The sequence below is a fragment of the Bradyrhizobium sp. BRP20 genome (assembly GCF_020194215.1).
GTDB classification, from domain to species: Bacteria; Pseudomonadota; Alphaproteobacteria; order Rhizobiales; family Xanthobacteraceae; genus Bradyrhizobium; species Bradyrhizobium yuanmingense.
On sequence record NZ_JADYVY010000003.1, the window covers coordinates 250,198 to 273,307 of the forward strand.

General features: G+C 63.9%; 32 protein-coding genes, 1 pseudogene and 1 riboswitch. Of the genes and pseudogenes, 12 read left to right on the forward strand and 21 right to left on the reverse strand.

Annotated features, from left to right (window positions below; genetic code table 11):
* The first annotated feature begins 77 nt into the window (after nucleotides 1-77).
* From I6F33_RS10150 to bfr, 3 genes are all read left to right on the forward strand, one after another.
* Nucleotides 78-389, forward strand: a complete 312-nt coding sequence (locus tag I6F33_RS10150) for a hypothetical protein (protein ID WP_225142281.1) — start codon at nucleotides 78-80, stop codon at nucleotides 387-389.
* Between the two features lie 161 nt (nucleotides 390-550).
* Entirely contained in the window at nucleotides 551-823 is a 273-nt protein-coding gene (locus I6F33_RS10155) for a bacterioferritin-associated ferredoxin (RefSeq protein WP_036013202.1), read from the forward strand.
* 133 nt (nucleotides 824-956) lie between these two features.
* The gene (gene bfr / locus I6F33_RS10160) at nucleotides 957-1,445 is read left to right on the forward strand and encodes a bacterioferritin (RefSeq protein WP_036013205.1); all 489 of its coding nucleotides are present in this window, start codon (nucleotides 957-959) and stop codon (nucleotides 1,443-1,445) included.
* 95 nt (nucleotides 1,446-1,540) lie between these two features.
* On the opposite strand, the gene I6F33_RS10165 is transcribed toward bfr, so the two are convergent.
* Complete coding sequence (locus tag I6F33_RS10165) at nucleotides 1,541-2,143, reverse strand: MSMEG_1061 family FMN-dependent PPOX-type flavoprotein (RefSeq protein ID WP_036028502.1); 603 nt, start codon at nucleotides 2,141-2,143, stop codon at nucleotides 1,541-1,543.
* 77 nt (nucleotides 2,144-2,220) lie between these two features.
* A complete protein-coding gene (locus I6F33_RS10170) occupies nucleotides 2,221-2,574 on the reverse strand; it encodes a hypothetical protein (protein WP_225142283.1) in 354 nt (117 codons plus the stop codon).
* Between the two features lie 254 nt (nucleotides 2,575-2,828).
* Between I6F33_RS10170 and I6F33_RS10175 the strand changes: the two genes are divergently transcribed.
* Entirely contained in the window at nucleotides 2,829-3,098 is a 270-nt protein-coding gene (locus I6F33_RS10175) for a DUF2277 domain-containing protein (protein WP_036013210.1), read from the forward strand.
* A 93-nt stretch (nucleotides 3,099-3,191) separates the two neighbouring features.
* Entirely contained in the window at nucleotides 3,192-3,407 is a 216-nt protein-coding gene (locus tag I6F33_RS10180; protein WP_036013212.1) for a hypothetical protein, read from the forward strand.
* Here I6F33_RS10180 and I6F33_RS10185 read toward each other — a convergent pair.
* From I6F33_RS10185 to I6F33_RS10195, 3 genes are all read right to left on the reverse strand, one after another.
* A complete protein-coding gene (locus tag I6F33_RS10185; RefSeq protein WP_225142285.1) occupies nucleotides 3,404-3,928 on the reverse strand; it encodes a collagen-like protein in 525 nt (174 codons plus the stop codon). The two genes, I6F33_RS10180 and I6F33_RS10185, sit on opposite strands and share 4 nt — an antisense overlap.
* Nucleotides 3,929-4,084: 156 nt before the next feature.
* Nucleotides 4,085-4,333, reverse strand: coding sequence for a helix-turn-helix domain-containing protein (locus I6F33_RS10190; protein WP_036013218.1), 249 nt, complete (start codon nucleotides 4,331-4,333; stop codon nucleotides 4,085-4,087).
* Between the two features lie 181 nt (nucleotides 4,334-4,514).
* Nucleotides 4,515-5,282 carry an SDR family NAD(P)-dependent oxidoreductase gene (locus I6F33_RS10195; RefSeq protein WP_225134543.1) on the reverse strand — a complete coding sequence of 256 codons (768 nt, stop codon included), beginning with the start codon at nucleotides 5,280-5,282 and terminating at the stop codon, nucleotides 4,515-4,517.
* A gap of 111 nt (nucleotides 5,283-5,393) precedes the next feature.
* On the opposite strand from I6F33_RS10195, the gene I6F33_RS10200 reads away from it, so the two are divergent.
* A complete protein-coding gene (locus I6F33_RS10200; RefSeq protein ID WP_225142286.1) occupies nucleotides 5,394-5,879 on the forward strand; it encodes a J domain-containing protein in 486 nt (161 codons plus the stop codon).
* A gap of 78 nt (nucleotides 5,880-5,957) precedes the next feature.
* On the opposite strand, the gene I6F33_RS10205 is transcribed toward I6F33_RS10200, so the two are convergent.
* The 3 genes from I6F33_RS10205 to I6F33_RS10215 form a co-directional block, all read right to left on the reverse strand.
* On the reverse strand, nucleotides 5,958-6,209 hold the full coding sequence (locus I6F33_RS10205; RefSeq protein WP_036013225.1) for a hypothetical protein: 252 nt from the start codon (nucleotides 6,207-6,209) through the stop codon (nucleotides 5,958-5,960).
* Nucleotides 6,210-6,447: 238 nt separating this feature from the next.
* A complete protein-coding gene (locus I6F33_RS10210) occupies nucleotides 6,448-6,708 on the reverse strand; it encodes a hypothetical protein (protein ID WP_057026969.1) in 261 nt (86 codons plus the stop codon).
* Between the two features lie 171 nt (nucleotides 6,709-6,879).
* Nucleotides 6,880-7,263 (reverse strand): RidA family protein, encoded by a 384-nt coding sequence (locus I6F33_RS10215; RefSeq protein WP_036013230.1) that lies wholly within the window; start codon nucleotides 7,261-7,263, stop codon nucleotides 6,880-6,882.
* A 518-nt stretch (nucleotides 7,264-7,781) separates the two neighbouring features.
* Between I6F33_RS10215 and I6F33_RS10220 the strand changes: the two genes are divergently transcribed.
* On the forward strand, nucleotides 7,782-8,216 hold the full coding sequence (locus I6F33_RS10220; protein WP_036013234.1) for a hypothetical protein: 435 nt from the start codon (nucleotides 7,782-7,784) through the stop codon (nucleotides 8,214-8,216).
* Nucleotides 8,217-8,357: 141 nt separating this feature from the next.
* Here I6F33_RS10220 and I6F33_RS10225 read toward each other — a convergent pair whose 3' ends face one another.
* The gene (locus I6F33_RS10225) at nucleotides 8,358-9,053 is read right to left on the reverse strand and encodes a glutathione S-transferase family protein (protein ID WP_225142288.1); all 696 of its coding nucleotides are present in this window, start codon (nucleotides 9,051-9,053) and stop codon (nucleotides 8,358-8,360) included.
* A gap of 248 nt (nucleotides 9,054-9,301) precedes the next feature.
* Between I6F33_RS10225 and I6F33_RS10230 the strand changes: the two genes are divergently transcribed.
* Nucleotides 9,302-9,847 carry a phosphohydrolase gene (locus I6F33_RS10230; RefSeq protein WP_225142290.1) on the forward strand — a complete coding sequence of 182 codons (546 nt, stop codon included), beginning with the start codon at nucleotides 9,302-9,304 and terminating at the stop codon, nucleotides 9,845-9,847.
* 14 nt (nucleotides 9,848-9,861) lie between these two features.
* On the opposite strand, the gene I6F33_RS10235 is transcribed toward I6F33_RS10230, so the two are convergent.
* The 10 genes from I6F33_RS10235 to I6F33_RS10280 all read right to left on the reverse strand — a co-directional run bounded on the left by I6F33_RS10235 (nucleotide 9,862) and on the right by I6F33_RS10280 (nucleotide 19,076).
* Nucleotides 9,862-10,509: a glutathione S-transferase family protein gene (locus I6F33_RS10235; RefSeq protein WP_225142292.1), complete on the reverse strand. Its 648-nt coding sequence runs from the start codon at nucleotides 10,507-10,509 to the stop codon at nucleotides 9,862-9,864.
* Between the two features lie 214 nt (nucleotides 10,510-10,723).
* Nucleotides 10,724-11,230 carry a mismatch-specific DNA-glycosylase gene (locus tag I6F33_RS10240; RefSeq protein ID WP_225142294.1) on the reverse strand — a complete coding sequence of 169 codons (507 nt, stop codon included), beginning with the start codon at nucleotides 11,228-11,230 and terminating at the stop codon, nucleotides 10,724-10,726.
* A gap of 53 nt (nucleotides 11,231-11,283) precedes the next feature.
* Nucleotides 11,284-12,462, reverse strand: a complete 1,179-nt coding sequence (locus tag I6F33_RS10245; protein ID WP_225142296.1) for a hypothetical protein — start codon at nucleotides 12,460-12,462, stop codon at nucleotides 11,284-11,286.
* Nucleotides 12,447-13,244, reverse strand: coding sequence for a hypothetical protein (locus I6F33_RS10250; protein WP_225142297.1), 798 nt, complete (start codon nucleotides 13,242-13,244; stop codon nucleotides 12,447-12,449). Before I6F33_RS10250 ends, I6F33_RS10245 begins: the two co-directional genes overlap by 16 nt.
* 173 nt (nucleotides 13,245-13,417) lie before the next feature.
* Nucleotides 13,418-15,316, reverse strand: a complete 1,899-nt coding sequence (gene thiC, locus I6F33_RS10255) for a phosphomethylpyrimidine synthase ThiC (protein WP_225142299.1) — start codon at nucleotides 15,314-15,316, stop codon at nucleotides 13,418-13,420.
* A 170-nt stretch (nucleotides 15,317-15,486) separates the two neighbouring features.
* Nucleotides 15,487-16,095: a thiamine phosphate synthase gene (locus I6F33_RS10260; RefSeq protein WP_225142301.1), complete on the reverse strand. Its 609-nt coding sequence runs from the start codon at nucleotides 16,093-16,095 to the stop codon at nucleotides 15,487-15,489.
* Nucleotides 16,082-16,864, reverse strand: a complete 783-nt coding sequence (locus I6F33_RS10265; protein WP_036028480.1) for a thiazole synthase — start codon at nucleotides 16,862-16,864, stop codon at nucleotides 16,082-16,084. Before I6F33_RS10265 ends, I6F33_RS10260 begins: the two co-directional genes overlap by 14 nt.
* 163 nt (nucleotides 16,865-17,027) lie before the next feature.
* Complete coding sequence (gene thiS, locus I6F33_RS10270; protein ID WP_225142303.1) at nucleotides 17,028-17,225, reverse strand: sulfur carrier protein ThiS; 198 nt, start codon at nucleotides 17,223-17,225, stop codon at nucleotides 17,028-17,030.
* Nucleotides 17,216-18,226, reverse strand: a complete 1,011-nt coding sequence (locus I6F33_RS10275) for an FAD-dependent oxidoreductase (RefSeq protein WP_225142304.1) — start codon at nucleotides 18,224-18,226, stop codon at nucleotides 17,216-17,218. Before I6F33_RS10275 ends, thiS begins: the two co-directional genes overlap by 10 nt.
* Nucleotides 18,214-18,342, reverse strand: a riboswitch (TPP riboswitch). It overlaps the preceding gene by 13 nt.
* Before the next feature lie 170 nt (nucleotides 18,343-18,512).
* Nucleotides 18,513-19,076 carry a lytic transglycosylase domain-containing protein gene (locus I6F33_RS10280; protein WP_225142306.1) on the reverse strand — a complete coding sequence of 188 codons (564 nt, stop codon included), beginning with the start codon at nucleotides 19,074-19,076 and terminating at the stop codon, nucleotides 18,513-18,515.
* A 230-nt stretch (nucleotides 19,077-19,306) separates the two neighbouring features.
* On the opposite strand from I6F33_RS10280, the gene I6F33_RS10285 reads away from it, so the two are divergent.
* Complete coding sequence (locus I6F33_RS10285) at nucleotides 19,307-19,507, forward strand: hypothetical protein (protein ID WP_036013259.1); 201 nt, start codon at nucleotides 19,307-19,309, stop codon at nucleotides 19,505-19,507.
* Here I6F33_RS10285 and I6F33_RS38610 read toward each other — a convergent pair whose 3' ends face one another.
* Nucleotides 19,508-20,332 carry an ATP-binding protein gene (locus I6F33_RS38610; protein ID WP_369418035.1) on the reverse strand — a complete coding sequence of 275 codons (825 nt, stop codon included), beginning with the start codon at nucleotides 20,330-20,332 and terminating at the stop codon, nucleotides 19,508-19,510.
* On the opposite strand from I6F33_RS38610, the pseudogene I6F33_RS38615 reads away from it, so the two are divergent.
* Nucleotides 20,219-20,473: pseudogene (locus I6F33_RS38615) on the forward strand (hypothetical protein); the annotation flags it as partial. The gene I6F33_RS38610 and the pseudogene I6F33_RS38615 sit on opposite strands and share 114 nt — an antisense overlap.
* 368 nt (nucleotides 20,474-20,841) lie before the next feature.
* Here the strand turns inward: I6F33_RS38615 and I6F33_RS10295 are convergent.
* Nucleotides 20,842-21,612, reverse strand: a complete 771-nt coding sequence (locus I6F33_RS10295; protein ID WP_225142312.1) for a response regulator — start codon at nucleotides 21,610-21,612, stop codon at nucleotides 20,842-20,844.
* A 179-nt stretch (nucleotides 21,613-21,791) separates the two neighbouring features.
* On the opposite strand from I6F33_RS10295, the gene I6F33_RS10300 reads away from it, so the two are divergent.
* Nucleotides 21,792-22,322: a hypothetical protein gene (locus I6F33_RS10300; protein ID WP_225142313.1), complete on the forward strand. Its 531-nt coding sequence runs from the start codon at nucleotides 21,792-21,794 to the stop codon at nucleotides 22,320-22,322.
* Between the two features lie 211 nt (nucleotides 22,323-22,533).
* The gene (locus tag I6F33_RS10305; protein WP_036013268.1) at nucleotides 22,534-23,061 is read left to right on the forward strand and encodes a PRC-barrel domain-containing protein; all 528 of its coding nucleotides are present in this window, start codon (nucleotides 22,534-22,536) and stop codon (nucleotides 23,059-23,061) included.
* The last annotated feature ends 49 nt before the right edge of the window (nucleotides 23,062-23,110 follow it).

The window sequence follows — 23,110 nt, forward strand, 5'->3', positions numbered from 1 at the left end:
CCATATTCCGCTTGAATGATCAATGAACGGCACCTTTGCCGGAGACGACCAATTGGTATGGGTCCCACCGGGAGACGATGATGGGCAACGCGATGGTTAATGCTTTGATTGCGGCCGGGATCGTTTTCGCGGTCGGCTACGGCTGGATCGCACATCTCCAGAACCGCGCACGGCGCTCCCGCGCTACCGCCGGCAGCCACGGAGGGAGTAGCGGGGACAGCACCTATTCCGGGACGAATGACGGCTTCTCGCGGGGAAGCTGGTTTTCCGGCGGCAGTTCGGGGAGCTCTGGCGACGGCGCAAGCTGTTCCAGCAGCGATAGCAGCAGTAGCGGCGGCGACTGCGGAGGCGGTGGCGACGGCGGAGGAGGAGGCGGTGGCGGCGACTAGTCCGGCTACAATCTTGATCCAGCGCAAGAGCTTGATTTAGAGCCGTTCTAGGCTTTGATCAGGCCAGTTTGGAATAGCTTCAAATACCTGTTTTTCCTTTTGCATCCGGCCGGCCTGTTAAATATCGATGATGGCGCATCACCGAAGGGCCTGCCGCTTCCATGATCGTTTGTTCCTGTAACGTGCTGAGCGATGATGATATCCGCGCCGCCGTCGCCGAGTCCGACGACGCCGTGCGGCATGCCAAACAGGTCTATGGCTGTCTCGGCTGCAGCGCCGAATGCGGGCGCTGCGCCCGGACGATCAAGAGTATCATCGACGAAGCGCTCGGCCCCTGTGCGCAGTCCTGCTGCGCCGGCTGCCCGCATAGCCACACCGTGGCCGCCAACGACGAGACCGCCGAACCCGCCGAGTTCGCCCTCGCGGCCTGCTGAAAACTTCCGCAATTCCGGCTGAGCTTTTCCCCGGCTGGGTTCCCGTAGCCGGTTGCTCTCGCTCGCAAAGTGATTTAGAAGCGTTCTAAACTCGGTTTGGGACCGATTTGGACTGCAAGAGCTGGAGTGAACCATGCAGGGCGACGCAAAAGTCATCGACTATCTCAACAAGGCGCTGCGTCATGAGCTGACTGCGATCAATCAGTACTGGCTGCATTACCGCTTCCTCGACAATTGGGGCCTGCTGGACATGGCCAAGGTCTGGCGCAAGGAATCCATCGAGGAGATGGAGCACGCCGACAAGCTCACCGAGCGGATCCTGTTCTTCGACGGCTTTCCGAACATGCAGGTGCTCGATCCCCTGCGCATCGGCCAGAACGTCAAGGAGATCATCGAGTGCGATCTCGCCGCCGAGATGAGCGCGCGGGCGCTCTATCAGGAAGCGGCGACCTACTGTCACAGCGCCAAGGACTATGTCACACGCGACCTGTTCGAGAAGCTGATGAGCGACGAGGAGCACCACATCGACTTCCTCGAGACCCAGCTCGATCTGATCGGCCGCATCGGCCTTGAGCTCTACACCCAGAAGCATGTCGGCGGGCTCGAGGGCGAGGGGCACTAAACTCGGGCCTGGCTCCCTCCATCGTCATGGCCGGGCTTGACCCCGGCCATCCACGTGTTGCCGCACGACGCTTCGTTTTGCGGAACCGCTCTTGGCTACAGCTGCGTCTTGTAGAGCTCTTCCACGGCCTCCTGGCTCGCCGGTTCGCCGAGGCCGGTCTGCTCGTGAATGACCGTGACGATGCTCGGCATCACCGAGCGCTGCACCTTCTCCGACCCCCACAGATTCGAGCGCATCAGCGCCTTGCCGCAATGGAAATAGACCTCGCTGACCGCGACGTTCAGCACCGCGCGCGGCGGCTTGCCGAATTCCACCATCGAGGCGAGCAGATCCGGGTCGGCCGACAGCGTGCCGCGGCCGCCGACGCGCAGCGTCTCCTCGATGCCCGGCACGAAGAACAGCAAATGCACGAAGCCTGAGCCTTCGACCACGTTGCGAAAACTGTCAATGCGGTTGTTGCCGGAGCGGTCGGGCATCAGCAGCTGGTTGGGGCCGGCGACGCGGACGAAGCCGATGCCGCCGCCGCGCGGCGAAGCGTCGACGCTGCCGTCCGCTCCCGATGTCGCGAGCACGCAGAATGGCGACATCTCGATGAATTTCTTCGCATGCGCATCGATCGCGGGCCGTGCCTTCGCGATCACGCGCGGGCTCGGCTTGGCATAGATGGTGGCGAGGTCTTCGGCGCTAAGATCGGTCAACGGCGTGCCTCCGCTTCAGCTGGGCTTCAAGCTACCCGATCGGGCCGTCGCCAGCCAATGGAAATCACCAAGGCGCGTTACACCGCATCCGCCGGCACGAAGCAGCTGATGATGATGGAGCCGCGGTGGTGGACGTACCACACCACGGCCTGGCCGATCGGATTGCCCTGGTCGCGGATGATGGCGCGTCCGGGCACCTCGATCCATTGTCCCTCGATCGGCACCCAATAAGCGCCATTGCGCACGTCATACTCGGTGCGATGGCCATCGGAGATGTCGCAGCAGGGAACCCCGTTCGGCGCGATCACGCTCTTGAACCAGGCGCGGATGTCGGGCGGAACGTGGTCGTATTGGCCATTGTCGCGCGCGAACGCAACGTTTGCCAGCGCTGTCGCCGCAACCAACCAAACGCACAGTGCGACCCTGTGCATGCGATCCTCCTCGTCGCGTATCGTGCCATGGGCGCGCGATTGTCCTGCGCGTCTTTCCCTATCGTTGGCACGGATTAAGCCTGAGCCGTCACTGCAATGCATGCTCAAATAATATGCGATGCCGGCGCCCCCGCTTATGATGCGCTGCGAGATCAGCTTGTGGCGCATCCACCAAGTTGGTCGCAGAAGCGAGAAGGCGGATGTAGGATTTCGGCTCGGACCTTCGTCTTAAGGAAAACGCCGGGAGAAAGTGCATGTGCCGCAACATCAAGACGCTGTTCAACTTCGAGCCGCCGGCGACGGAGGATGAGATCCACGCCAGCGCGCTGCAATTCGTGCGAAAGCTGTCGGGTTTCAACAAGCCGTCGCAGGCCAACGAGGCGGCGTTCGATCGTGCGGTGGCCGAGGTCTCCGAGGCGGCGCGAAAACTCCTGACCTCGCTGCATACGAACGCGCCGGCGCGCGACCGCGAGGTTGAGGCGGAGAAGGCGAAAGAGCGTTCGCGGCTGCGCTTCGGTACGTGAGGTCAGGCAGCGTGCTCCGTGATCTGGCTCACGGTATCTGCTGCCTCGGCTTGCGATGGTGGCGGCCGGGGTTTTGATCGCCCGGAGCACGACATGAGCCACCCCCTTCTTCCTTTGAAAGCAGGTGCCATCGTCTTCACGCTGCTGTGGACCGCGTGGATGATGTGGTGGAGCGGCTCGTTCTCGAGCGCGAACGTGATCATCCTCGCCCTGTGCGGCGCGGCGGTCGGCTATTTCTGGTATCGCGCCATGCGCTGGCAATTCGAGCGCATGGGCATGCTGCCGCGGCGCGAGGATCGGCCCGACTAGACCCGTCGGCTATCCTTGCCCTGCTTCTTCTTTTTCTTTTTCTTCCTGTGATCGTCGACGTCATCGCCCTCGTCATCGACGATTGCCTCGTCGGTCTCCTGGACGGCGGCTTCGAGCGCTTCGCGCTCGGCGGCTTCGCGCTCGCGTTGGCGGCGGCGTTCGTCCCAGGCATCGAAGAGCTGGTCGAGCCAGGGCAGCACCTGCTCGATCGACGGCAATTGGCCGGGCGGACCCGGCTCGCCGTGGGGGCCTTGCGGCCCCGCCGGTCCCTGCGGCCCGGCAGGTCCCGGTGCGCCGGCTGGCCCACGCGGACCGGCTTCGCCCTGTTTGCCTTGCGGACCGGGCTTGCCGGGCGGCCCGGCCTTTCCGACCGGGCCCGGCTTGCCCTGCGGCCCGGGCTTGCCGCGTGCGCCGTCGGCGCCGCGCCGGCCCGGATGCCCCTGTGGCCCCGGCCGTCCCGGCTCGCCTTGCCGCCCGCGAGGCCCCTGAGGCCCCGGCCGTCGTCCCTGGTCGTCTGCCACGCCACCGCTCCCTTCACCTGGAGCAAGCTACTTAGCGGCGTTTGACGACAGCAGCAATTCTGCCCGTGCATCGTGCCAGGCTTGATCAACATCAATCGGCGGCGCGAGCGGCCGCCTCATCGATCGCGCGGCTGCGCAGCGCGTCGTCGCTGGGCGCTAATCCTGACAGGCGGGCACGTCGATGCCGGAGGCGGCATAGAGCCTGATCTTGTTGCGCAGCGTGCGTACGGAAAGGCCGAGCACGCGCGAGGCGCGCGTGCGGTTGCCGTCACAGCGCGCCAGCGTCTGGATCACGAGCTCACGCTCGACCTCGTCGACGGTGGCACCGATCAGAAGCGGAACGATCTGGTTCGGGGCAAGGAATTGTGCGTCCGGCCCGGACGCGGCGACATGAACAGTGGTCATCAACACACCTCCCGATCAACGCCCGCTTCCACCGTCGGAAGCGGATCGAGAACCAACGACCCCCAAGCCGTGAATCTACGGTGGTCCGGTTTGGTTAATGAAAGATTAATTGGAGGGGCTGCACCGAATTGATCTTGAGAATGCCCAGATGCCGCCGCGATTGGTGCGAGCCTCGCATCCCTCACACCGTGCGATAGCCGCCGTCCACCATCACGATGGTTCCGGTGACATAGGCCGACAGGTCGGAGGCGAGGAACACCGCGGGACCGACGATGTCCTCGGGCTTGCCGGTGCGCGCCAGCGGGGTGTGATCGATGAAAGCCTGCACCAGCGCCGGATTGGTCGCGCGCACGTTGGCGTTGATGTTGGTCTCGATGAAGCCGGGGCCGATCGCGTTGACGCGCACGCCTTCCTTGCCGAGCTCGACCGCGAGCGCCTTGGTGAAGCCGAGCACGCCGTGTTTCGAGGTGGTGTAGGCCGCCGAGCTCGGCGTTCGCAGATGCACGAAGGACTGGATCGAGCCGATGTTGACGATGCGGCCTTTGCTGGCGCGCAAGGGCGCGAGGAACGCCTGCGTCACGTTGAAGACGCCGTTGAGGTTGAGCGAGATGATGTCGTTCCAGTCCTTCGCCACCGTCTCGGTCTCCGCGGTGAAGGCGTTGCGGCGGGTGATGCCGGCATTGTTGACGAGGATCGAGACCTGCCCGATTTTGTCCGCGACCTGCTTCGCGAGCGCAAAGCAATCCTCGCGCCTGACAACGTCGAGCGCAAAGCTCTCGGCCTTGCCGCCCGCTTGCCGGATCTCCTGCGCCGCCTCCGCCACCGTCTCGGCGTTGACGTCGAGCAGCACGACCTGCGCGCCCTCCCGCGCATAGCCGGTGGCGATCGCCCGGCCGATTCCGGAACCGGCGCCGGTAACGACAGCGATGTGGTTTGCGAGCAGCGCCATGGCAGTTTCCTCCCGTTTTCGTTTCGAAGTTTCACGAAACGCTAACGCGAAATTAAGGGGTCGGAAACGGCGGCCTTGGCATACTGATCCTGATTGCTAAACGTTGCGCGCATGATGGAACGGCTCGAAACCTGGAAACTCGCTCTGGAGCGGCTGCGGTCGGCGCAAGCGCCTGACTGGGCCGAGGCCGGCCGGCTGGTGGCCGAGATCGCGCGGATGAGCAGCGACGTCACGCTGCGCCAGGCTGCCGAGCAGGCGCTGCCGGTGCTGCGCCAGGCCGTCGACAATGACGATCACAGCGTGACGCTGGCGGCCCAGCGCCGTATCAGTGTGGTGCTCGAGGTCGTGCACGATCTGACCGCGCCGCGCTTCGGCCGCCGCAACGTCGCGCCGAAGAAGCTTTCCAGCGAGGATCGCGCCCGCAAGATGCTCGGCCTGCCGCTCGCGGTGCAACTCACCTGCGAGGACATCAACCAGGCCTATCGCCGCGCCGCCAAGGGCCTGCATCCCGACCAGGGCGGCAGTGCCGAAGCCTTCATCGACCTCGCCGCCGCGCGCGACATCCTGATCCATCCCGGCGCGCACAAGGACGCGTGAGCGTTTCAGGCCTCGAAAAGCAAACCGGGCAAGGACGCCCGCGTCCTTGCCCGGTTCTTCGTCCGCCGATCGATTACCTTACCACTTGCAGCTGCCGCTCTTGAGCGCGGCGTCCTTGACCATGAGTGCATCGACGAAGGTCGGCACGCTGGCGCTGGCGCGGTGATAGCCGGCCGGCCACGGCGTGGTCGGGATGCTCTCGTCCCAGATCTGGCAGAAGCCGGTGTCCTGCCAGCGGATCAGATGATAGCTGGCTTCGGCCGGGCTCGCGGCGACGAACGCGGTGACGGCAAGACCGGCGGCAGCGCACAGCATGGAAATACGACGCATGATCAGCTCCTCAAATGAATGATGTGATGCGCCTCCCGACAATGACGGGGAGGGGTGGTGCGGGACGCGCTTGGCATGCGCCCCGGACAAGATGTGAGTAGTTCCACCCGCCGCCGAGGTTCAAAGAATGTGCGCGGGACAGGTCTGATGGCGGCCGGGGAAACGCTTCAGGCCACGCAAAGCAAAAGGGCGGATCGCCCGCGCGACCCGCCCTTCAAGCGCTACTCTCGCGTCCGGCTCAGAGCGTGCACTTCCGCTCGGCGCGCATCTTGATCTGCAAGTCCGAGGCCTGCTGGAAGGTCGGGAACGGCTTGCTGACGACCTTGTAGGTAGAGACCCCGAACTGGAACGGCTTGTACTGCAGGTCCTCGTTCCAGACCTGGCAGATGCCGGTGTTGTCCCAGCGGATCACGTAATAGCCGACCTTCGCGGAGGCGGGCACGGCGAACACGGAACTAGCGATGCCGGCAACGGCACTGAGCGCGAGAAGGCGACGCATGAAGTATCTCCTGGTGGGACATGGGTGGTGGGACATGGGACCGAAAAAATTCGTGCGGTAAAAGCAGGTCCTTTGCAAGCCGGGGGGCCGCCATTCACGGACATGTCAGCTGTGCCCAACGCATTTGGTTTGGACGCGTGCCCGATAGGTCACACGCAGCTGACTAGGCTCCTACTTGGCCAGCGAAGCGACCGCCTCGATCTCGATCAGCATCTTCGGATCGGGCAGCGCCTGCACCACGCAAGTCGTGCGCGCCGGGTACGGCGGCGGGCCGAAGGCGCCGGCATAGAGCGCGTTCATCGCGGCGACGTCCGAGGCGCGGGTCAGGAGCACGTTGACCTTGACGAGATCATGCATGCCGGCGCCGGCCTCGCCCAGCACGCGCTTGATGTTGACGACGACATTGGCGAACTGCGCCTCGAAGCCATCAGGCAACGCGCCTGATACATCGAAGCCGGGAATGCCGGAGACGAACAGGAGGTCGCCAACCCGCGTCGCAAAGGACAGCGGCGGCGCCTTGACATGCGGCGGGGGCGCGAAATGCTGGATCGGCATGGGATCACCTCAGGACGGGGGCGGACGCAGGAGCGTAGCGGCTGGCGCGGGGATGCTCAAAACAAAAGTGCGAAAACAACCCCATGCACAGTAGGCGCCGCACGGAAATCATTGATGTTTTCCAGAATTCGCCAAACCCGAAGCATTCGGTTGCTCCGTCGGGCAAAACAGGGGCATTATGGCACGATGGCGATGGTGGTCTTCGCCTCTCCCCGCGTGCGGCCTGCGCGTGGCGAGAGAGCAGGCCATTCACCCGTCATTGCGAGGAGCCCTTGCGACGAAGCAATCCAGACTGCCGCCGCGGAGCGATTCTGGATTGCTTCGCGGAGCCTGTCATCGGGCCGCGCTTCGCGCGGACCCGTTGGCTCGCAATGACGGAGCATGAGGACCTTCCGCGAGTCTCGCCGCCGCCTTGCTTGCGGAAACGCCCGCCGATCATGTTGCCGCCCCGATCGATCAGGTACATTCGCTCCGTCTGATTCGAACCCTCCTTTAAAAAACAGCCCCCGGAGACCCCCATGAAGCTCGCATCCACCCTCCGCGCCGCGTGCGTCGCCATCGTCGCCCTGGCTGGCCTCTCGACGACCGCGCAGGCCGACAGCGGCTTCGTGACGCTGACGATCTACAAGGCGGGCTGGATCATCGGCGGCTCGGGCGGCTCGGGCGTGCTCAACTTCCGCGGCCGCTCGTACGGGCTCTCCACCGGCGGCCTCGACTACGGCCTGGTGTTCGGGGGATCCAAGACCGTGCTGCGCGGCCGCGTCTCCAACATCAACCGTCCCTCCGACGTTGCCGGCGTCTACGGCGCCGCCGGTGCCGGCATCGCCGTCGGCTCCGGCGCCCGCGCCATCGTGCTGACCAACCAGAAGGGCGCAGTGCTGGAGCTGTCGGGCACGCAGGTCGGCCTCATGGCGAATGCGGATTTGAGCGGGCTTGCGATCACGATGCGGTAGAAGGGTGGAGTAGGGTGGGTTAGCCCTGCGGATGCGCGAAGCGAATCCGCAGGGCGTAACCCACCATTTCTGCCGCCTTGGAAAGAGAAGACGTGGGTTACGCTTCGGACAGCGCTTCGCGCCGCCCGAAGCTAACCCACCCTACGATTTCTCGACCCTCGCATGCACCCGCTCGCAATGTGCGACGAGGTTAGCGTGCGCATCGACGAAGGCCTTCAGCGGCGTCGGGATCGGAAAGTAATAGATGTTGGCGATGAAGCCGTAGATGCCGGCATCAACGCTCGTCGGCGCCGCGCCGTGTACGAAGCCTTGCGCCGGCGCGATGTCCGCCAGCACCTGCAAGTCAGCGAGCCCCCGCGCGTAGGCCTGCTCGGGCGTGTAGCGACCGATGCCCTGGAAGTGATAGCGCTGCGCGTTGTAGGCCTTGGCCTTCTCGAAGCCGGTAGGGTCGATCTGCGGATGCTGCGCGATGAAGGCGTCGCGGAACGCCGGATAGAAGCGCTCGTCCTTCCAGCGCGAATAGGACATCACCCAGTAGAGATCGTCCAGCATGCGCGTGACGAGATGGTCGGTGCGGCGCTGTTCCGATGACAAGCCGGCGTCGATCGTGAGGCGGTATTTCTTAGTCGCGTGCGCGATGATGGTCTCGCTGTCGCCGATGATCTCGCTGTCGTCGACGATGTAAGGCAGCTGCCCGCGCGGCGCGGCCGAGGCATCGAAGACGTGCTCATGCACGAACGGCACGCCCGCGAGCTTGAGAAACGCATAGACCTTGAGGCCGTAGCCGTTGTTGTCGGCGACGCCGAAGAGTTCTGGGTAGGAGTAGAGGGTCAGCATGGGCGGGCTCCTCCGGGGTGACGGAGGCCAGCATGCTAGGGAGTGGAAACGGATGCAATCCTCGTGGCCCGCATGAGCGCAGCGACATGCGGGAATGGGGTCCCCGGATATCGCTTGCGCTCATCCGGGCTACGTCAGAGCGCCATTTGCGAATTGCCTTTTGCGCAATAGGATGACCGCGATCCTCTGGTCCGGGAGATGACGATGGCCATCAACAAGGACAAGATCGACGACGTGAGACTTCGCCCATGACCCGCGACGAATTGGTCGCCGCCTATGCGGCGCCCGGCCGCCACTATCACAATCTCGCGCATATCGAGGATTGCCTGGCGGCGCTCGCGCTCGCCGAGGGTCTTTCGGCCGCCGAGCGCGAGACGCTCTCGGAAGCGATCTGGTGGCACGATGCGGTCTACGATCCGACGCGGACCGACAACGAGGAGCGCAGCGCGGAGCTCGCCGAGCAGCACGTCCGCGCCGAGCTTCGCCAGGAGGTCGGCCGCCTGATCCGGCTGACCAAAACGCACGACGTTCCCCCGGGCGATCGTCTCGGCGCGATCCTGATCTCGATCGACCTCAGCATTCTCGGCGCCGATCCCGCCCGCTACGACGCCTATGCCGCCGCGATCCGCCGGGAGTTCAGCCATGTCGCCGAGGACGACTATCGGGCCGGCCGCGCCCGCGTGCTGCGCCGTTTCGCGGCACGCGAGGTCATCTTTCCCGATCCGGTCTTCGCCGCGAGCTTTGACCGCCAGGCCCGTGCCAACCTCGCGCGCGAGCTGGCCGAGCTGAGCTGAAGCGACCAATCCACCTACGAGCGCGCCGCGGCGTTGAACACCGCCAGCTGCGCCTCGAACGCCCGCCTGAACGCCGGCCGTGTTTCGCCGCGGGCAACGTAGGCGGCGATGTCGGGATACTCGTCGAGCAGGCCTGACGTATTCAGCCGCCGCAGCACCGTCACCATCATGAGATCGCCGGCGCTGAAGGCGCCATCGAGCCAGTCGGCATTACTGATGTGGCCGGACAATTCGCCGAGCCTGATGCGCACACGCTCCTGCAAGCCGGGCAGGCGCTCGGCGTGCCAGCTCCTGTCGCGCTCCAACAGCATCGCCATGGAGAGCTCGACGATCGGCGGCTCCACCGTGCTCAGCGCGGCAAACATCCATGCAATCGCGCGGGCGCGCGCATTGGCATCCTTCGCCAGCAAGCCATCATGGCGTTCGGCGATGTAGAGCACGATCGCGCCTGACTCGAACAGCGTGAGATCGCCGTCCTCATAGGTCGGAATCTGCCCGAACGGATGCAGCGAGCGATGCGCGGGCTGCTTCATCGCGACGAATGAGAGGAGGCGAACGTCGTAGGGCTGCCCGACCTCTTCCAGCGCCCAGCGGACACGCATGTCGCGCGCCTGCCCGCGGCCGCGGTCGGGCGAGGATTCGAAGGCGGTGATGGTGGGCATGGGGGGCTCCATGTGCGTCGCGCTTGGTCCGGAGGACGATTGGTGGAGACGGATTCCGACACTCGTCTTGTAGGGTGGGTTAGCCGTTTCCATACGCGGTCCATCCCCACGGGACGGGGCAAGGCGTAACCCACCACGTCTGCGTCCGCGGCGACAGAAGTGGTGGGTTACGACGAGCGAATTGCGCTTCGCGCATCCGCACGTCTAACCCACCCTACGGAGCGATCCACGCCGCAAGCTCGCGCCATGGCCCCAGCGTCCAATGCCCGGACGCAGCACCCGAGGGCGAGGGCAGCACGAATGTCTCCGGCCAGCTTCCATCCGACGGCTGCCGCCCCAACGCAACCGCAGCTGACGGCCTGCCGTAATACAGGCTCGCCGCCTTCTTGCTTGTGAACGCAATCGTCCGCGGCCGGTACTTGTCCATCTTCGCCCTGAACCCTGCCACATCGATCGCCTCCGCCGCGATCTGGTGATCCATCCCGGCGCCCGTCTTGCAGAGATCGGTGAAGCCGATCCCGAGCTCGATCAGGCTCGCGAACTCGCTCGGCTGATAGCGCCGCGGCGTGATCCCGGCCTCATGGATCGCGCGCCAGAAGCGGTTGCCGGGATGGGCGTAGTAATGTCCGAGCTCGGCCAAGCGGGTCGAGGCGGCGGTGCCGACGAAGACGAGGCGGAGGTTGGGGCGGAGTTGGTCGGGGAGGCGGTGGAGGGTGATCAATTCGACCAGCGAAGACTATGGGGCAGTCCGCTCTGAACCACGTCAGAACCATATCAGAGAATGGGCCTAACACTAGTGTCTCTAGGCTCCCCCTTCGACAGCGCCTTTTCAATTTCTGCCCGTTGAAGATCAACGAGCATGGAGTTGGTTCTCTCTAGGCACTTTTGTATGGCTGATTTTACGACAGGCCACTTCGCGAGATGTCTAGCCAAGTAGAGCAACAGGTCGCCTCTTGCTAGCGGATATTGTTTAGTAAAGAGCTTTGGAACTAGCGTGGCGATTACACGCTCATCAGATGGCCAATTAGTATCCATAAAGATCTTGCGTAGTTCTTTGACTGTCCAGTCAGCGAATTTTGCGCGGTCGCGTCCGTATTCGACGAGCGCAGCCTTCCCCACGAGCGGATTGTCCAGTATCGTCGACATCAACACGGCCATGCGCTCTTCCTGGCGCCGGATTCGAGCTAGTTGATCCAGAAGATTTTTTGCATCTTGTTCAAAATTCAGCCGATAATCGTCCCTTGCGCGGATTGTCCCTGTCGGCTGTGGGTCGAATTCCAGCAAGATCTTCTCAGAAAGGACTTTCCGGTCTATCGCAGCTTGATCTTCGCTGCTAAGCGCCGAAATATCGATTGCAATGCTGCCGTCGGTTTTGATTTCAGCTGAGAGCCGACCTCTTGAGTTCAAAATGCGAGTTGCCATCTCACGGTCCGTCGCGCCAGAAACCAGACATCTCCAAAGCACCGAACGCAGAACTGACCCCTCGTAAAAGCTCTTGGCGGCTTCACTTCCCTGTTCATCGAGCAAAATTCTCCGCATCCGGATTCTGGCGCTCTTCTTCTCCTGGGGGCTTCCGATCAATTCTCGAATTTGAAGCACGAGTCCAGCGCGAGAGGCATTTGCTTCGGCGAAGTGCTCCAGTCTTGTGCGTAAGGTATCAAGCGTTCCAAAATGAAATTTTCCCGGAGCAGCTATGAATGCATAGATCTGTTCGTCGCCTAATGCTGCGGAGGGGCCTCGAGCCAATAAGAACTGCAATTTGGGTCCTTCCAGTACGCGGAACCCTGTAATCTGCCCAGAAATTTCGTCGATCACCTGAATGAGCGGCGCGATCGTTTGAGTAGAACGAGAGAAAATTGGGAGTGCGAATCCAACCGCTTCCTGTCCGAAGGAATGGCAACCGATGACTCTTTGAAGTTGAGGTTTTTCGCCTCTTTTCAAATGACGCTCCATTTCTCGTAGAGTTCTTTCGCAGCTGCTTCAAGTTGCGCTTGATAGTAATCAGGATGACGACCCGGAACAAAGCAATAGGGCTTTACGATTGCTCCCTCGTCTTGAAGCTTCTTCAACCAAGGCGCCCCATCATCCCAAAGCGTATGGGGAACGATGATGGCAAATAGAGTGTCCTTCAGGGATATCTGTTCGGCTAGAATAATCTCTATCGAACATATCCGGTCATCGGGTTCATTTCGACCTGGAGAGGTCAGAAGATTTAAGTATGATCTCGCGTGAAAGTCGTAAGACTTGGTTGTCGTCGTTGGGTCCGATATCGCGTACACATCGCCTTGGAAGTAGGCGATACGTGAGCCGAAAGTTCTCATTATTAACTTGTTTGGCCGTGAAACGTCGGTCCCAAGATTGAAGTCCTCGACGTTCATCTCGTCGGTGAGCATGTGTTTGTATAGTCGCTTTGAAAAGGCACCGGTATCAAAGGCGAAAATTGCATCAGCCTTTTCGATCAGCTTTGCATTGAAGATGAAGCAGCATGGACAAGCCGCCTCTAGCTTTATCGCTCCATCTCCGCTGACTCGATACGCAGGTCGACCGTAAAAAAAATACGTCAGCGGCTTGTTGAAGACGTCACAAGGGGATGGGGCAATGTGACCAGATTTCGCGATGTCGGCCGCCAATAGCGCCTTTGTGATGTGAGTAAGCGGCATCGGAGGCCAACCAGGATCGGGGTGTTGATCTACCCAATCGCGAAAATCCGGGCGTCCGTCAGCAAACTTTGTCATGGCGATTTCTAGCGCTTTAGGCGAACGTCGCCGCTGGATCAAACTTTAGATTGAAATATAGTTTACTCTGACCAGCCTGTTTGTAAACCGAAGTTCTCAATATCAAAGAGGGCCGGGCTCTCGCCGGGCCCTCTTTGTGGAGTATGACGTGAATTGCTATCCGATGGCTTGCCTCACAACACCCGATTGCTCTCCTTCACCTTCTCCGCATCCAGATAAACGCTGCTCCCCATCTCCTTGAACTTCGCGCTCATCTTCGCCATCCCGTCCTCGGCAGTCCCGCTCATCGACATTCCAACCGAGTTCGGATCGTTCAGCGTCGCCGCGTAGTCGCGCACGTCCTGCGTGATCTTCATCGAGCAGAACTTCGGGCCGCACATCGAGCAGAAATGGGCGACCTTGTGGGCTTCCTTCGGCAGGGTCTCGTCGTGGAAGCTTTTCGCGGTGTCAGGGTCGAGGCCGAGGTTGAACTGGTCGGTCCAGCGGAATTCGAACCGCGCGCGGGAGAGGGCGTCGTCGCGCAGTTGCGCGGCGGGGTGGCCCTTGGCGAGGTCGGCGGCGTGGGCGGCGATCTTGTAGGTGATGACGCCGGTCTTGACGTCGTTGCGATCGGGCAGGCCGAGATGCTCCTTCGGCGTGACGTAGCAGAGCATGGCGCAGCCGAACCAGCCGATCATGGCGGCGCCGATGCCCGAGGTGATGTGGTCGTAGCCCGGCGCGATGTCGGTGGTCAGCGGTCCAAGCGTGTAGAACGGCGCCTCGCCGCATTCCTTGAGTTGCTTGTCCATGTTGATCTTGATCTTGTGCATCGGCACGTGGCCGGGGCCTTCGATCATGACCTGGCAGCCCTTGTCCCACGCGATTTTCGTCAGCTCGCCGAGGGTTTCGAGTTCGGCAAACTGCGCGCGGTCGTTGGCGTCGGCGATCGAGCCCGGACGCAGGCCGTCGCCGAGCGAGAACGAGACGTCATACTTGCGCATGAGGTCGCAGATCTCGTCGAAATGGGTGTACAGGAAGCTCTCCTTGTGATGAGCGAGGCACCACTTCGCCATGATCGAGCCGCCGCGGGAGACGATGCCGGTGACGCGGCTGGCGGTGAGGTGGATGTATTGCAGGCGCACGCCGGCGTGGATTGTGAAATAGTCGACGCCCTGCTCGCACTGCTCGATCAAGGTGTCCTTGTAGAGCTCCCAGGTCAGCTTGACGGGATCGCCGTTGCACTTCTCCAGCGCCTGGTAGATCGGCACGGTGCCGATCGGCACCGGCGAGTTGCGCAGGATCCATTCGCGCGTGGTGTGGATGTTGCGGCCCGTCGAGAGGTCCATCACGGTGTCGGCGCCCCAGCGGATCGCCCACACCATCTTCTCGACCTCCTCCTCGACCGAGGAGGTCACCGCCGAGTTGCCGATATTGGCGTTGATCTTGGTCAGGAAGTTGCGGCCGATGATCATCGGCTCGAGTTCTGAGTGGTTGATGTTGGAGGGGATGATGGCGCGGCCGCGCGCGATCTCGTCGCGGACGAACTCCGGGGTGATGAAGGCGGGCACCGAGGCGCCAAAACTCTCGCCGTCGGCGAGCGCGGCTTCGGCGCGCTCGAGTTGCTGCTTGCGCCCGAGGTTTTCGCGCTCCGCGACGTAGATCATCTCCTTGGTGATGATGCCGGCGCGGGCGAATTCGAGCTGCGTCACCTTGTGGCCGTCGAGGCCGCGCAGCGGCTTGTGATAGGCCGAGAAGGCGCGCGCAGCCTTGTCGGTGGAGACGCTGCCATTGTCCTCCGGCTTGATCTGGCGGCCCTCATATTCCTCGACGCCGCCGCGCTCCAGCACCCATTGCTTGCGGTTGCGCGCCAAGCCGGCGTTGACGTCGATGGTGACGGAGGGATCGGTGTAGGGGCCCGAGGTGTCGTAGACCGGCAGGTTCGGTTCGCCCGCGCCTTCGGACAGGATGATCTCGCGCAAGGGCACGCGGATGTCAGGCGCGGCGTCGGGGGTCGCGAAGATCTTTCGCGAGGAGGGCAGGGGGCCGGTGGTGACGGCGGGGACGGTTTTGTCGGGGTTGGAGCGGATGTTCATGGGATCCTCCGGTTAATTCGTTTGCATTGGCGCCGAGACGACGCTGGTGAATTCTTGCTCCGTCATTGCGAGCGCAGCGAAGCAATCCAGAAATGCATCCGCGGAAGCAGTCTGGATTGCTTCGTCGCAAGGGCTCCTCGCAATGACGAGTGGAGGGAGCGGGGCGATCATCACGCCGCCTCCTTCGAACCGTCGAGCCATTGCCGCACGCGGGCATCGGGGTCGGGGTTTTGGGTGACGTCGGAGACAACAGCAATGGAATCCGCGCCTGCGGCAAAGATCTCGGCGGCGTGCTCGAACTTGATGCCGCCGATCGCGACCAGCGGGATGGTGCCGATGCGCTTTTTCCATTCGGTGATTTTCGGAATGCCTTGCGGCTCGAAGCGCATCGATTTGAGCGTGGTGAAGAAGATCGGGCCGAGCGCGACGTAATCGGGCTTCGCCGCCAGTGCGGTTTCAAGCTCGGAATCGTCATGGGTGGAGATGCCGAGCTTGAGGCCGGCCTCGCGGATAGCGCCGAGATCTGCGTCTGCAAGATCGTCCTGGCCGAGATGCAGGTATTGTGCACCCGCAACGATCGCCGCGCGCCAATAATCGTTCACCACCAGCTTGGCCTGCGTGTCCTTGGTGATGGCGAGCGCGTCGGTGACGATCTGCAGCGCGTCGGCATCGTTCAGCTCTTTGGCGCGCAGCTGGATGGTGCCGACGCCGAGCTTGGTCAGGCGTTCGACCCAGGCCAAGCTATCAACCACGGGATAGAAGCGATCAGGATACGGCATGCCAGAACGGGGTCCCAACGACAGGGGTGGAGGGCGAGGCGAAGTCGCGGGCGTTCATCAGCCCGGCCTCGTAAGCGGTGCGGCCGGCCTCGCAGCCGAGGCGGAAGGCGTTCGCCATCGCGACGGGATCGGCGGCTTTGGCGATGGCGGTGTTGAGCAGCACGGCGTCATAGCCGAGCTCGAACGCCTGCGCAGCGTGGGAGGGCGCCCCTAAGCCGGCGTCGACCACCAGCGTGATGTCGGGCAGCCGCTCGCGCAACAGTTTTAGCGCATCGCGGTTGGTGATGCCCTTCGCGCTGCCAATCGGCGCGGCCCACGGCATCACCACCTTGCACCCCGTTTCGACCAGGCGGCTCGCGACCGAGAGGTCCTCGGTGCAATAGGGGAAGACTTCAAAACCGTCCTTGATCAAGATGCCGGCGGCTTCGACCAGGCCGACGACGTCGGGCTGCAGCGTGTCGTTGTCGGCGATGACCTCGAGCTTGATCCAGCTTGTGCCGAACAATTCGCGGGCGAGCTTGGCCGTCGTCACCGCCTCGCGCACGGTGCGGCATCCCGCGGTGTTCGGCAGCACGGTGACGTCGAGCTCGCGGATCAGCTTCCAGAACGCATCGCCGGTCTTGCCGCCGGCGGATTCGCGCCGCAGCGAGACCGTGACGATGTTGGCGCCGGAGGCGCGGATCGCGCCCTGCATGATCGCAGGCGAGGGATAGAGCGCGCTGCCGATCAGCAGGCGGGAGGCGAAGGTTTTGCCGTAGAAGGTCACCATGTCGGTGTTTCCGGGAGTATCTTTGATGTTGCGGGCGGGGGTGTCAGCTTCGTCGTCATTGCGAGCGAAGCGAAGCAATCCAGTCCGTCACCGCGGCGGCAGACTGGATTGCTTCGTCGCTTCGCTCCTCGCAATGACGAGGATGAGATATTCGGCATTCCGCTCACCCTCCCTGCCGCGGCGTGATGATCTCGATCTCGTCGCCGGCTTTCAGGCGCGTCTCGGCCCAGCGGCTTTTCGGCACGACGTCGTAATTCAGCGCGATGGCGAAATGGCTGCCTTCGTAGTCGAGCTCGGCGAGCAGCGCATCGACGCTGGCCGCGTTCACCTCGCGCGGCTCGCCGTTGACGATCAGGAGCATTGCATTACCTCGTTGTCGATCTGGCCGCGCTCGACATAGGCGAGCGTCAGCTCGGCGAGCGCAGGCGCGATCAGGAAGCCGTGGCGGTAGAGGCCGTTGACGCTGATCTTGCGATCGCGAATGCCGATGCGCGGCAAATTGTCGGGAAAGGCGGGACGAAGCCCCGAACCGAATTCGACGATGCGGGCTTCGCCGAACGCCGGGTGCACCGTATAGGCCGCGCCCAAGAGCTCCAGCGCGGAGCGCACGCTGACGCCGGTGTCTTCGGCCTCGATCGAGGTCGCGCCCAGCATGAACAGGCCGTTCTCACGCGGGATCACGTAGAGCGGCCAACGCGGATGGATCAGCCGCACCGGGCGCGCCAGCTGCACCTCGTCCGTCTCGATCAGGATCATCTCGCCCTTGACGCCGCGAAGCTCGCTCTGCTCGTCGCGGGCACCAAGGCCGCGGCAGTCGATGACGATGCCGTCTAGCTCGTTCGCGGTGACGTCGCTGCAGAACTTGATGGTGCCGCCGGCAGCCTTGATGCGCTCGTGCAGCTGCGGCAGCACGCGGCGCGGCTCGACATGGCCCTCGGCGGGGAAGAACAGCGCGTCGCGGAAGCGGCCCTCCAGCGACGGCTCGAGCGCGGCTAGGCCGGCGGCATCGAGCCGGCGGTGATGCTCGGTCATGCGCGCAAACCGCTCGAAATCGTTGCGCTCGCGCGGGTGGGCGACGACCAGCGAGCCGTTGAACGGCGTGTCGGGCAGCTCGCGCCGCCAGAGATCGAGCGAGCGCAGCCCCAAGCGGCTGATGATGGGCTCGGCGACTTCGGCCTCGCAATAGGGCGCGAGCATGCCGCCGGCCCAATGGCTGGTGGCATCCGTCATCGCCTCGTCACCGCGCTCGTGCAAGGTGACGGCATGACCGGCCTGCGCGAACAGCAACGCCTGCCAGGCGCCCGCGATGCCTGCGCCGATGATGGATACCGGTGAATCCGGTCGCTTGATGGTCTGCAACATCCCTGTCCCTTCGCCGGCATGACCCGGATCAGGTTCAAAGGGTCACCGCGGTCCTGGGCGGTATTGCCCATTTAGCGGTATCTCAGCTCCTCCTCGGAGCACCCCTCGGAACGGTGGTAATGTATGCCAGCAGGATGGGGTGGTCAACGCGGTAACAGTCGTCATGCCCGGGCTTGTCCCGCCTGCGCGGCCAAAGCCGCTTCGGCGAGGCGAAGGCCCGGGCATCCACGTTCTTGGCGCAGATGCAAGACGTGGATGGCCGGGTCAAGCCCGGCCATAACGGAGATCAATGAGCGGGAACCTGCGCCCGCGCGTTACGGACGCGCTGGGCGAGCTTCCTGTGCGTCGGCGCGCCGAACATCGGCTGCGGATTGCCGTTCGGCTCGAGCCAGGGCTGGCCCATAGTGCCTTGGCCCATGGTCTCGCCCGCATGGGCGACCTGGACGGCCTCCTGCCGCTGGCGCTTTGCAGCATAGTAATAGCCGCCCGCGAAATAACGCACGGCTCGCGCGTGATCGCCATTGGCGGCGCGGTAGGCACCGGCGAGGTACTTCACGGCGTAGGTGAGGTTGGTGTTGGGATCGCGCAGGCCGGCGGCATCACCGGTGTAGCCGACCCCGCGGGCGGTCGCGAGCTTGATCTGCATCAGCCCGATGGTACCGCCACGGCCGACCACATGCGGCTGATAGCGGCTCTCACGCATGATGACACGATGCACCAGTGCTTCCGGCACGCCATTGGCGCGGGCATGGGCGGCCACCATCTCGGCATATTCGGCTTGCCCGGCGAAAGCTGCCTGCGGCAACGTCAATCCAGCCGCGAGCAGCGCGACAATTCGTAAGATTTTCATCGAAATATTCCTCGGCAGAACGGACCCGCGCCCCAGCGCGTTAGGCCGTGGGAACACGGCGATGATGTGGCGAAATGTCACCAACGGCGATTTTCGCCGGCTCGTCGCTTTTGCGACTTAAACCTGGGTTAAGCTCGGAGCTGGTGGAGCGCCTTACGCGACAGCGGGTCTGTCCATTTCGCGCATTCGCCCAACAATCGCTAGTCAAAGCCAGCACTCGGGAGACGTCCATGACCCCTGCAGACATCGACGACATTCCCAAGCAGAACCCTTGTGCACAATGTGGCACACCGATCCCGTTCCCTGACTGGATCGAGCCGGGCGAAGGGCGCGTCTCCTATCTCTGGACCTGCCACGCCTGCAATTACCGCTTCGAGGCGGTGGCGATCTTCCCGCACGAGGCGATCGAGCACCCGCCGCTCGCGGCTTGATCAGGCGGCAAGGCGCGGCGCCTGCGAGACCGGCAATCGCATCCGCACGATCAGGCCGCGCGGGGCGCGGTCATGCAGCGACAGCTCGCCGCCGTGGCCGAGCGCGATTGCGCGCGCGATCGACAGGCCGAGCCCGAAGCCGGTGGAGTAGTCCATGGTGCGCGCGTCGTCGCCGCGCGCGAACGGCTCCAACATCTCCTGCTTGCGCGCATCCGAAATGCCGGGGCCGTCGTCCTCGACGTCGATGACGAGCATGGCGTCCGAGACGTCGAGGCGGATCGTCACCTCGGCGCCGAAGCGCACCGCGTTCTCGACCAGGTTGGTGACGCCGCGATGCAGATCGTCGGGCCGCGCGGCGGCGGTCGCGGACGTCGGCCCGACATAGTGCACGACATGGCCCATGTCGCCGAACTGATCGGCGACGAGCTGCAGCGTGCTGGCGATGTCGACCAGCGTCACCGCCTCGACCTTGCGGTCGTCGCGCAAGAGCGACAGCACCGATTCCAGCATCGCGCGCATCTGGTCGAGATCCATTAGCATGCGCTTGCGGTTGGCTTCGTCCTCGATAAACTCGGCGCGCAGGCGCAGCCGCGTGATCGGCGTGCGCAAATCGTGGCTGATCGCCGCCAGCATCCGCGTGCGATCCGACATCAGCCGCACGATCCGCTCGTGCATGCGGTTGAGCGCGCGCGCCACCGCGCGGATCTCCTTCGGGCCGCGCTCGGGCAGCGGCTCGGCGGCGCCCTCGAGGCTGAAATTCTCCGCCGCCGCGGCGAAGGACGACAGCGGCCTCGTCAGCGCGCGCGCCGCCCACAGGCCGAGCACGGTGACGCAGATGAAGGCGCTCATCAGTGCCATCAGCCAGGGCGCGCCAGAGAACAACGGCCGCGGGGCGCCATCGACATGGCCCGCGATCACGGTGCCGTCGGGCAATTGCACGCCGATACGGGGCTCGATGCTGCCTGAAGCCAGCCGTCCGGTCTTGTAGGCGCGGCCGAGATGGCGGCGCATCCAGCGCAGATGCAGGCTGTCGCTCTCCGCGAGATTGGCCGTGCCGGGCGCCAGCATCTCGATGCCGAGCCCGGGGAAGGCGCGCGCGAGATCGGTGACGAGGCGCGGGCGCTCGCTCTCCTCCGCCGCGCCGAGCAGCAGCGCGGCATCGGCCAGTTGATGCGCCCGGTCCGGCGGGGCATCAGGGCGGTCCTGCCGGATAATCAGGAAGGCGGTGGTGATGACGAGATGGAGCGCCACTGTCGAGGCCAGCACCAGCGCGGCGATCTGCCCGCCGATACCCTTGAGGTGGAAGAACGAGAACGGCTTCATCGTCGTCCCCCTCAGCTGCTCGCGGGCACTGTGGTCGCTTCGGCGCTTGCTGCCTCGGTTTTCGCGACCTCGGTTCGTGGCGTGAACAGATAGCCGCCGGAGCGCACCGTCTTGATCAGGGTGGGATCGGCCGGATTGGGCTCGATCTTGCGGCGGATGCGGCTGACCAAGACGTCGATGGAGCGCTCGAACGAGCCGGTGCTGCGCCCCTGCGTGAGGTCGAGCAGGCTGTCGCGCGACAGCACGCGGCCGGGCCGCTCGCAGAACGTGCGCAGCAGGTCGAACTCGGCGCTGGTCACCGCGACGCGCGCGCCTGCGGGATTGCGGAGCTCGCGCAAGCGCAGATCGATGCGCCAGCCTTCGAAGGTGAGCGCGGAGGCACCTTCGACCGAGCTCGCCGCTTGCGCGGCCGCCTGGCGGCGCAGCACCGCGTTGATGCGGGCGAGCAGCTCGCGCGGGTTGAACGGCTTCGGCAGATAATCGTCCGCGCCCATCTCGAGGCCGACGATGCGGTCGATGTCCTCGCCGCGTGCGGTCAGCATGATGATCGGCGTCTGGCTTTCGGCGCGCACCTTGCGGCACAGGGTGAGGCCGTCCTCGCCGGGCAGCATGACGTCGAGGATGATGAGGTCGACGCGGTGATCGGCCATGGCGCGCGACATCTCGCGGCCGTCGGCGACGGCGGTGACGTTGCAGGCGTTGTTGCGCAGATATTTCGCAATCAGCGTCCGGGTTTCGCGGTCGTCCTCGACGACCAGGATGTTGGGATTGGGAATGGCCATGGACCTTGTTTGTCCAAAATTCCGGCCAAAAGGCGAAGATTTTTGTTTCGAATTGTTTCTACCGGGCGATCAGCAACGGACGGCAATCGCCACACCGCCGAGCGGCAAGCTCTCGTTAAGGCCGTTAACCATACCGTGGCGTGGTCCGCGGCGAAACCCGCAAAACGAAGGGAGCCATCATGAGCTCGATCCCGGCGGCCTCCGCCGGCAGCTATCAATCGCCACTGCAACGGCTTCAGCAGGAATTGCAATCGCAAGTCTCCGCCGGCACGATCTCGTCGTCGGACCAGTCCGCGCTCTCGACGGCGCTGACGGATATCGACACGGCGCTCCAGCAGAGCCGATCGAGCGGCCAGTCGAGCGGCGCGCCTCCCTCCAAGGACGAGATGCAGTCGAAGATCGAGGACCTCATCTCGAGCGAAGTGTCGAACGGGACGCTGACCTCCGAACAGGCCGAGGAGCTGAAAAGCGTGTTTCAGTCCGCCTTCGCGGGTGGACCAGGCGGTCCGCCGCCGGACGACGGCTCTTCGGATTCGACGACGACGGATTCGACGAGCAGCAGCTCGACGGACCAGACCACCGCCGAGATCCTCCAGCAATTCCTCGAGGCGCTGCAGCAATCGCAATCGTCGGCATCCTCCTACGGTGCCAATGGCAGCTCAACCGGAAATTCGAGCCTCGCCGCGCTCCTGATCGACTACAAGAGCTGACCTCGGCGACGCCGGGTCGGCGCGGTCCTCGCCGCGGTCCTGACTTGCCCCAATGCGCATGATCCTCGGCGGGGAACCGTGCACCGCAAAATGTTCCTGAGTGACGCAGGAACAGTTCGCGCATGGCGCGACGAAATTGCGGCACGCACGGAACTGCGCCCGATCAGAGCGGTTTTCTCCGCACGAGTTTTTTGTGAAGGAGAGGACAACAATGTTGATGAAATCGATCGTCACCGGCCTCGCCGGTACCGCGCTACTTGCGACCGTCGCAATCGCGCAAACGCCGCCCGCCGCCACCACCGACAAGGCGGCCCCTGCGGCCACCGCAACGACCACGACGGCTTCCGGCCAGTGGCGTACCTCGAAGATGGACGGCCTGAAGGTCTACAACGAGGCCAACGAGAACATCGGCACGATCAACGACCTGCTGATGGACAAGAACGGTGACATCAAGATCGCCGTGATCGGAGTCGGCGGCTTCCTCGGCATGGGCGAGCATCTGGTCGCCGTGCCCTATGAGAAGCTGAAGTTCGTCAACGAGCCCGTCGCCTATACCGGCACCGGCGCGAACACCGGCGCCCGGCCCGCAGGCACGACGACCGGCGCTGCGACCGGTACCGACAGGCCCGCAGCGACCGCATCGACGTCGTCCGCGTCGAAATGGTACCCGGACCACGCCGTGTTCAATGCCAGCAAGGACGAGCTGAAAAACATGCCGCAGTTCAAGTACGCGGAGTAATGCGGCTCGCGTAACTGCCTGAACGAAGCGCGCCTGGTTTTCACCGGGC

Excerpts from the sequence above, each read along its gene's own strand:
- I6F33_RS10150 (WP_225142281.1), top strand. The coding sequence starts at position 78 with ATGATGGGCAACGCGATGGTTAATGCTTTGATTGCGGCCGGGATCGTT.
- I6F33_RS10155 (WP_036013202.1), top strand. The coding sequence starts at position 551 with ATGATCGTTTGTTCCTGTAACGTGCTGAGCGATGATGATATCCGCGCC.
- bfr (WP_036013205.1), top strand. The coding sequence starts at position 957 with ATGCAGGGCGACGCAAAAGTCATCGACTATCTCAACAAGGCGCTGCGT.
- I6F33_RS10170 (WP_225142283.1), bottom strand. The coding sequence starts at position 2,574 with ATGCACAGGGTCGCACTGTGCGTTTGGTTGGTTGCGGCGACAGCGCTG.
- I6F33_RS10175 (WP_036013210.1), top strand. The coding sequence starts at position 2,829 with ATGTGCCGCAACATCAAGACGCTGTTCAACTTCGAGCCGCCGGCGACG.
- I6F33_RS10180 (WP_036013212.1), top strand. The coding sequence starts at position 3,192 with ATGAGCCACCCCCTTCTTCCTTTGAAAGCAGGTGCCATCGTCTTCACG.
- I6F33_RS10190 (WP_036013218.1), bottom strand. The coding sequence starts at position 4,333 with ATGACCACTGTTCATGTCGCCGCGTCCGGGCCGGACGCACAATTCCTT.
- I6F33_RS10195 (WP_225134543.1), bottom strand. The coding sequence starts at position 5,282 with ATGGCGCTGCTCGCAAACCACATCGCTGTCGTTACCGGCGCCGGTTCC.
- I6F33_RS10200 (WP_225142286.1), top strand. The coding sequence starts at position 5,394 with ATGATGGAACGGCTCGAAACCTGGAAACTCGCTCTGGAGCGGCTGCGG.
- I6F33_RS10205 (WP_036013225.1), bottom strand. The coding sequence starts at position 6,209 with ATGCGTCGTATTTCCATGCTGTGCGCTGCCGCCGGTCTTGCCGTCACC.
- I6F33_RS10210 (WP_057026969.1), bottom strand. The coding sequence starts at position 6,708 with ATGCGTCGCCTTCTCGCGCTCAGTGCCGTTGCCGGCATCGCTAGTTCC.
- I6F33_RS10215 (WP_036013230.1), bottom strand. The coding sequence starts at position 7,263 with ATGCCGATCCAGCATTTCGCGCCCCCGCCGCATGTCAAGGCGCCGCCG.
- I6F33_RS10220 (WP_036013234.1), top strand. The coding sequence starts at position 7,782 with ATGAAGCTCGCATCCACCCTCCGCGCCGCGTGCGTCGCCATCGTCGCC.
- I6F33_RS10225 (WP_225142288.1), bottom strand. The coding sequence starts at position 9,053 with ATGCTGACCCTCTACTCCTACCCAGAACTCTTCGGCGTCGCCGACAAC.
- I6F33_RS10230 (WP_225142290.1), top strand. The coding sequence starts at position 9,302 with ATGACCCGCGACGAATTGGTCGCCGCCTATGCGGCGCCCGGCCGCCAC.
- I6F33_RS10235 (WP_225142292.1), bottom strand. The coding sequence starts at position 10,509 with ATGCCCACCATCACCGCCTTCGAATCCTCGCCCGACCGCGGCCGCGGG.
- I6F33_RS10245 (WP_225142296.1), bottom strand. The coding sequence starts at position 12,462 with ATGGAGCGTCATTTGAAAAGAGGCGAAAAACCTCAACTTCAAAGAGTC.
- I6F33_RS10250 (WP_225142297.1), bottom strand. The coding sequence starts at position 13,244 with ATGACAAAGTTTGCTGACGGACGCCCGGATTTTCGCGATTGGGTAGAT.
- thiC (WP_225142299.1), bottom strand. The coding sequence starts at position 15,316 with ATGAACATCCGCTCCAACCCCGACAAAACCGTCCCCGCCGTCACCACC.
- I6F33_RS10260 (WP_225142301.1), bottom strand. The coding sequence starts at position 16,095 with ATGCCGTATCCTGATCGCTTCTATCCCGTGGTTGATAGCTTGGCCTGG.
- I6F33_RS10265 (WP_036028480.1), bottom strand. The coding sequence starts at position 16,864 with ATGGTGACCTTCTACGGCAAAACCTTCGCCTCCCGCCTGCTGATCGGC.
- thiS (WP_225142303.1), bottom strand. The coding sequence starts at position 17,225 with ATGCTCCTGATCGTCAACGGCGAGCCGCGCGAGGTGAACGCGGCCAGC.
- I6F33_RS10275 (WP_225142304.1), bottom strand. The coding sequence starts at position 18,226 with ATGTTGCAGACCATCAAGCGACCGGATTCACCGGTATCCATCATCGGC.
- I6F33_RS10280 (WP_225142306.1), bottom strand. The coding sequence starts at position 19,076 with ATGAAAATCTTACGAATTGTCGCGCTGCTCGCGGCTGGATTGACGTTG.
- I6F33_RS10285 (WP_036013259.1), top strand. The coding sequence starts at position 19,307 with ATGACCCCTGCAGACATCGACGACATTCCCAAGCAGAACCCTTGTGCA.
- I6F33_RS10295 (WP_225142312.1), bottom strand. The coding sequence starts at position 21,612 with ATGGCCATTCCCAATCCCAACATCCTGGTCGTCGAGGACGACCGCGAA.
- I6F33_RS10300 (WP_225142313.1), top strand. The coding sequence starts at position 21,792 with ATGAGCTCGATCCCGGCGGCCTCCGCCGGCAGCTATCAATCGCCACTG.
- I6F33_RS10305 (WP_036013268.1), top strand. The coding sequence starts at position 22,534 with ATGTTGATGAAATCGATCGTCACCGGCCTCGCCGGTACCGCGCTACTT.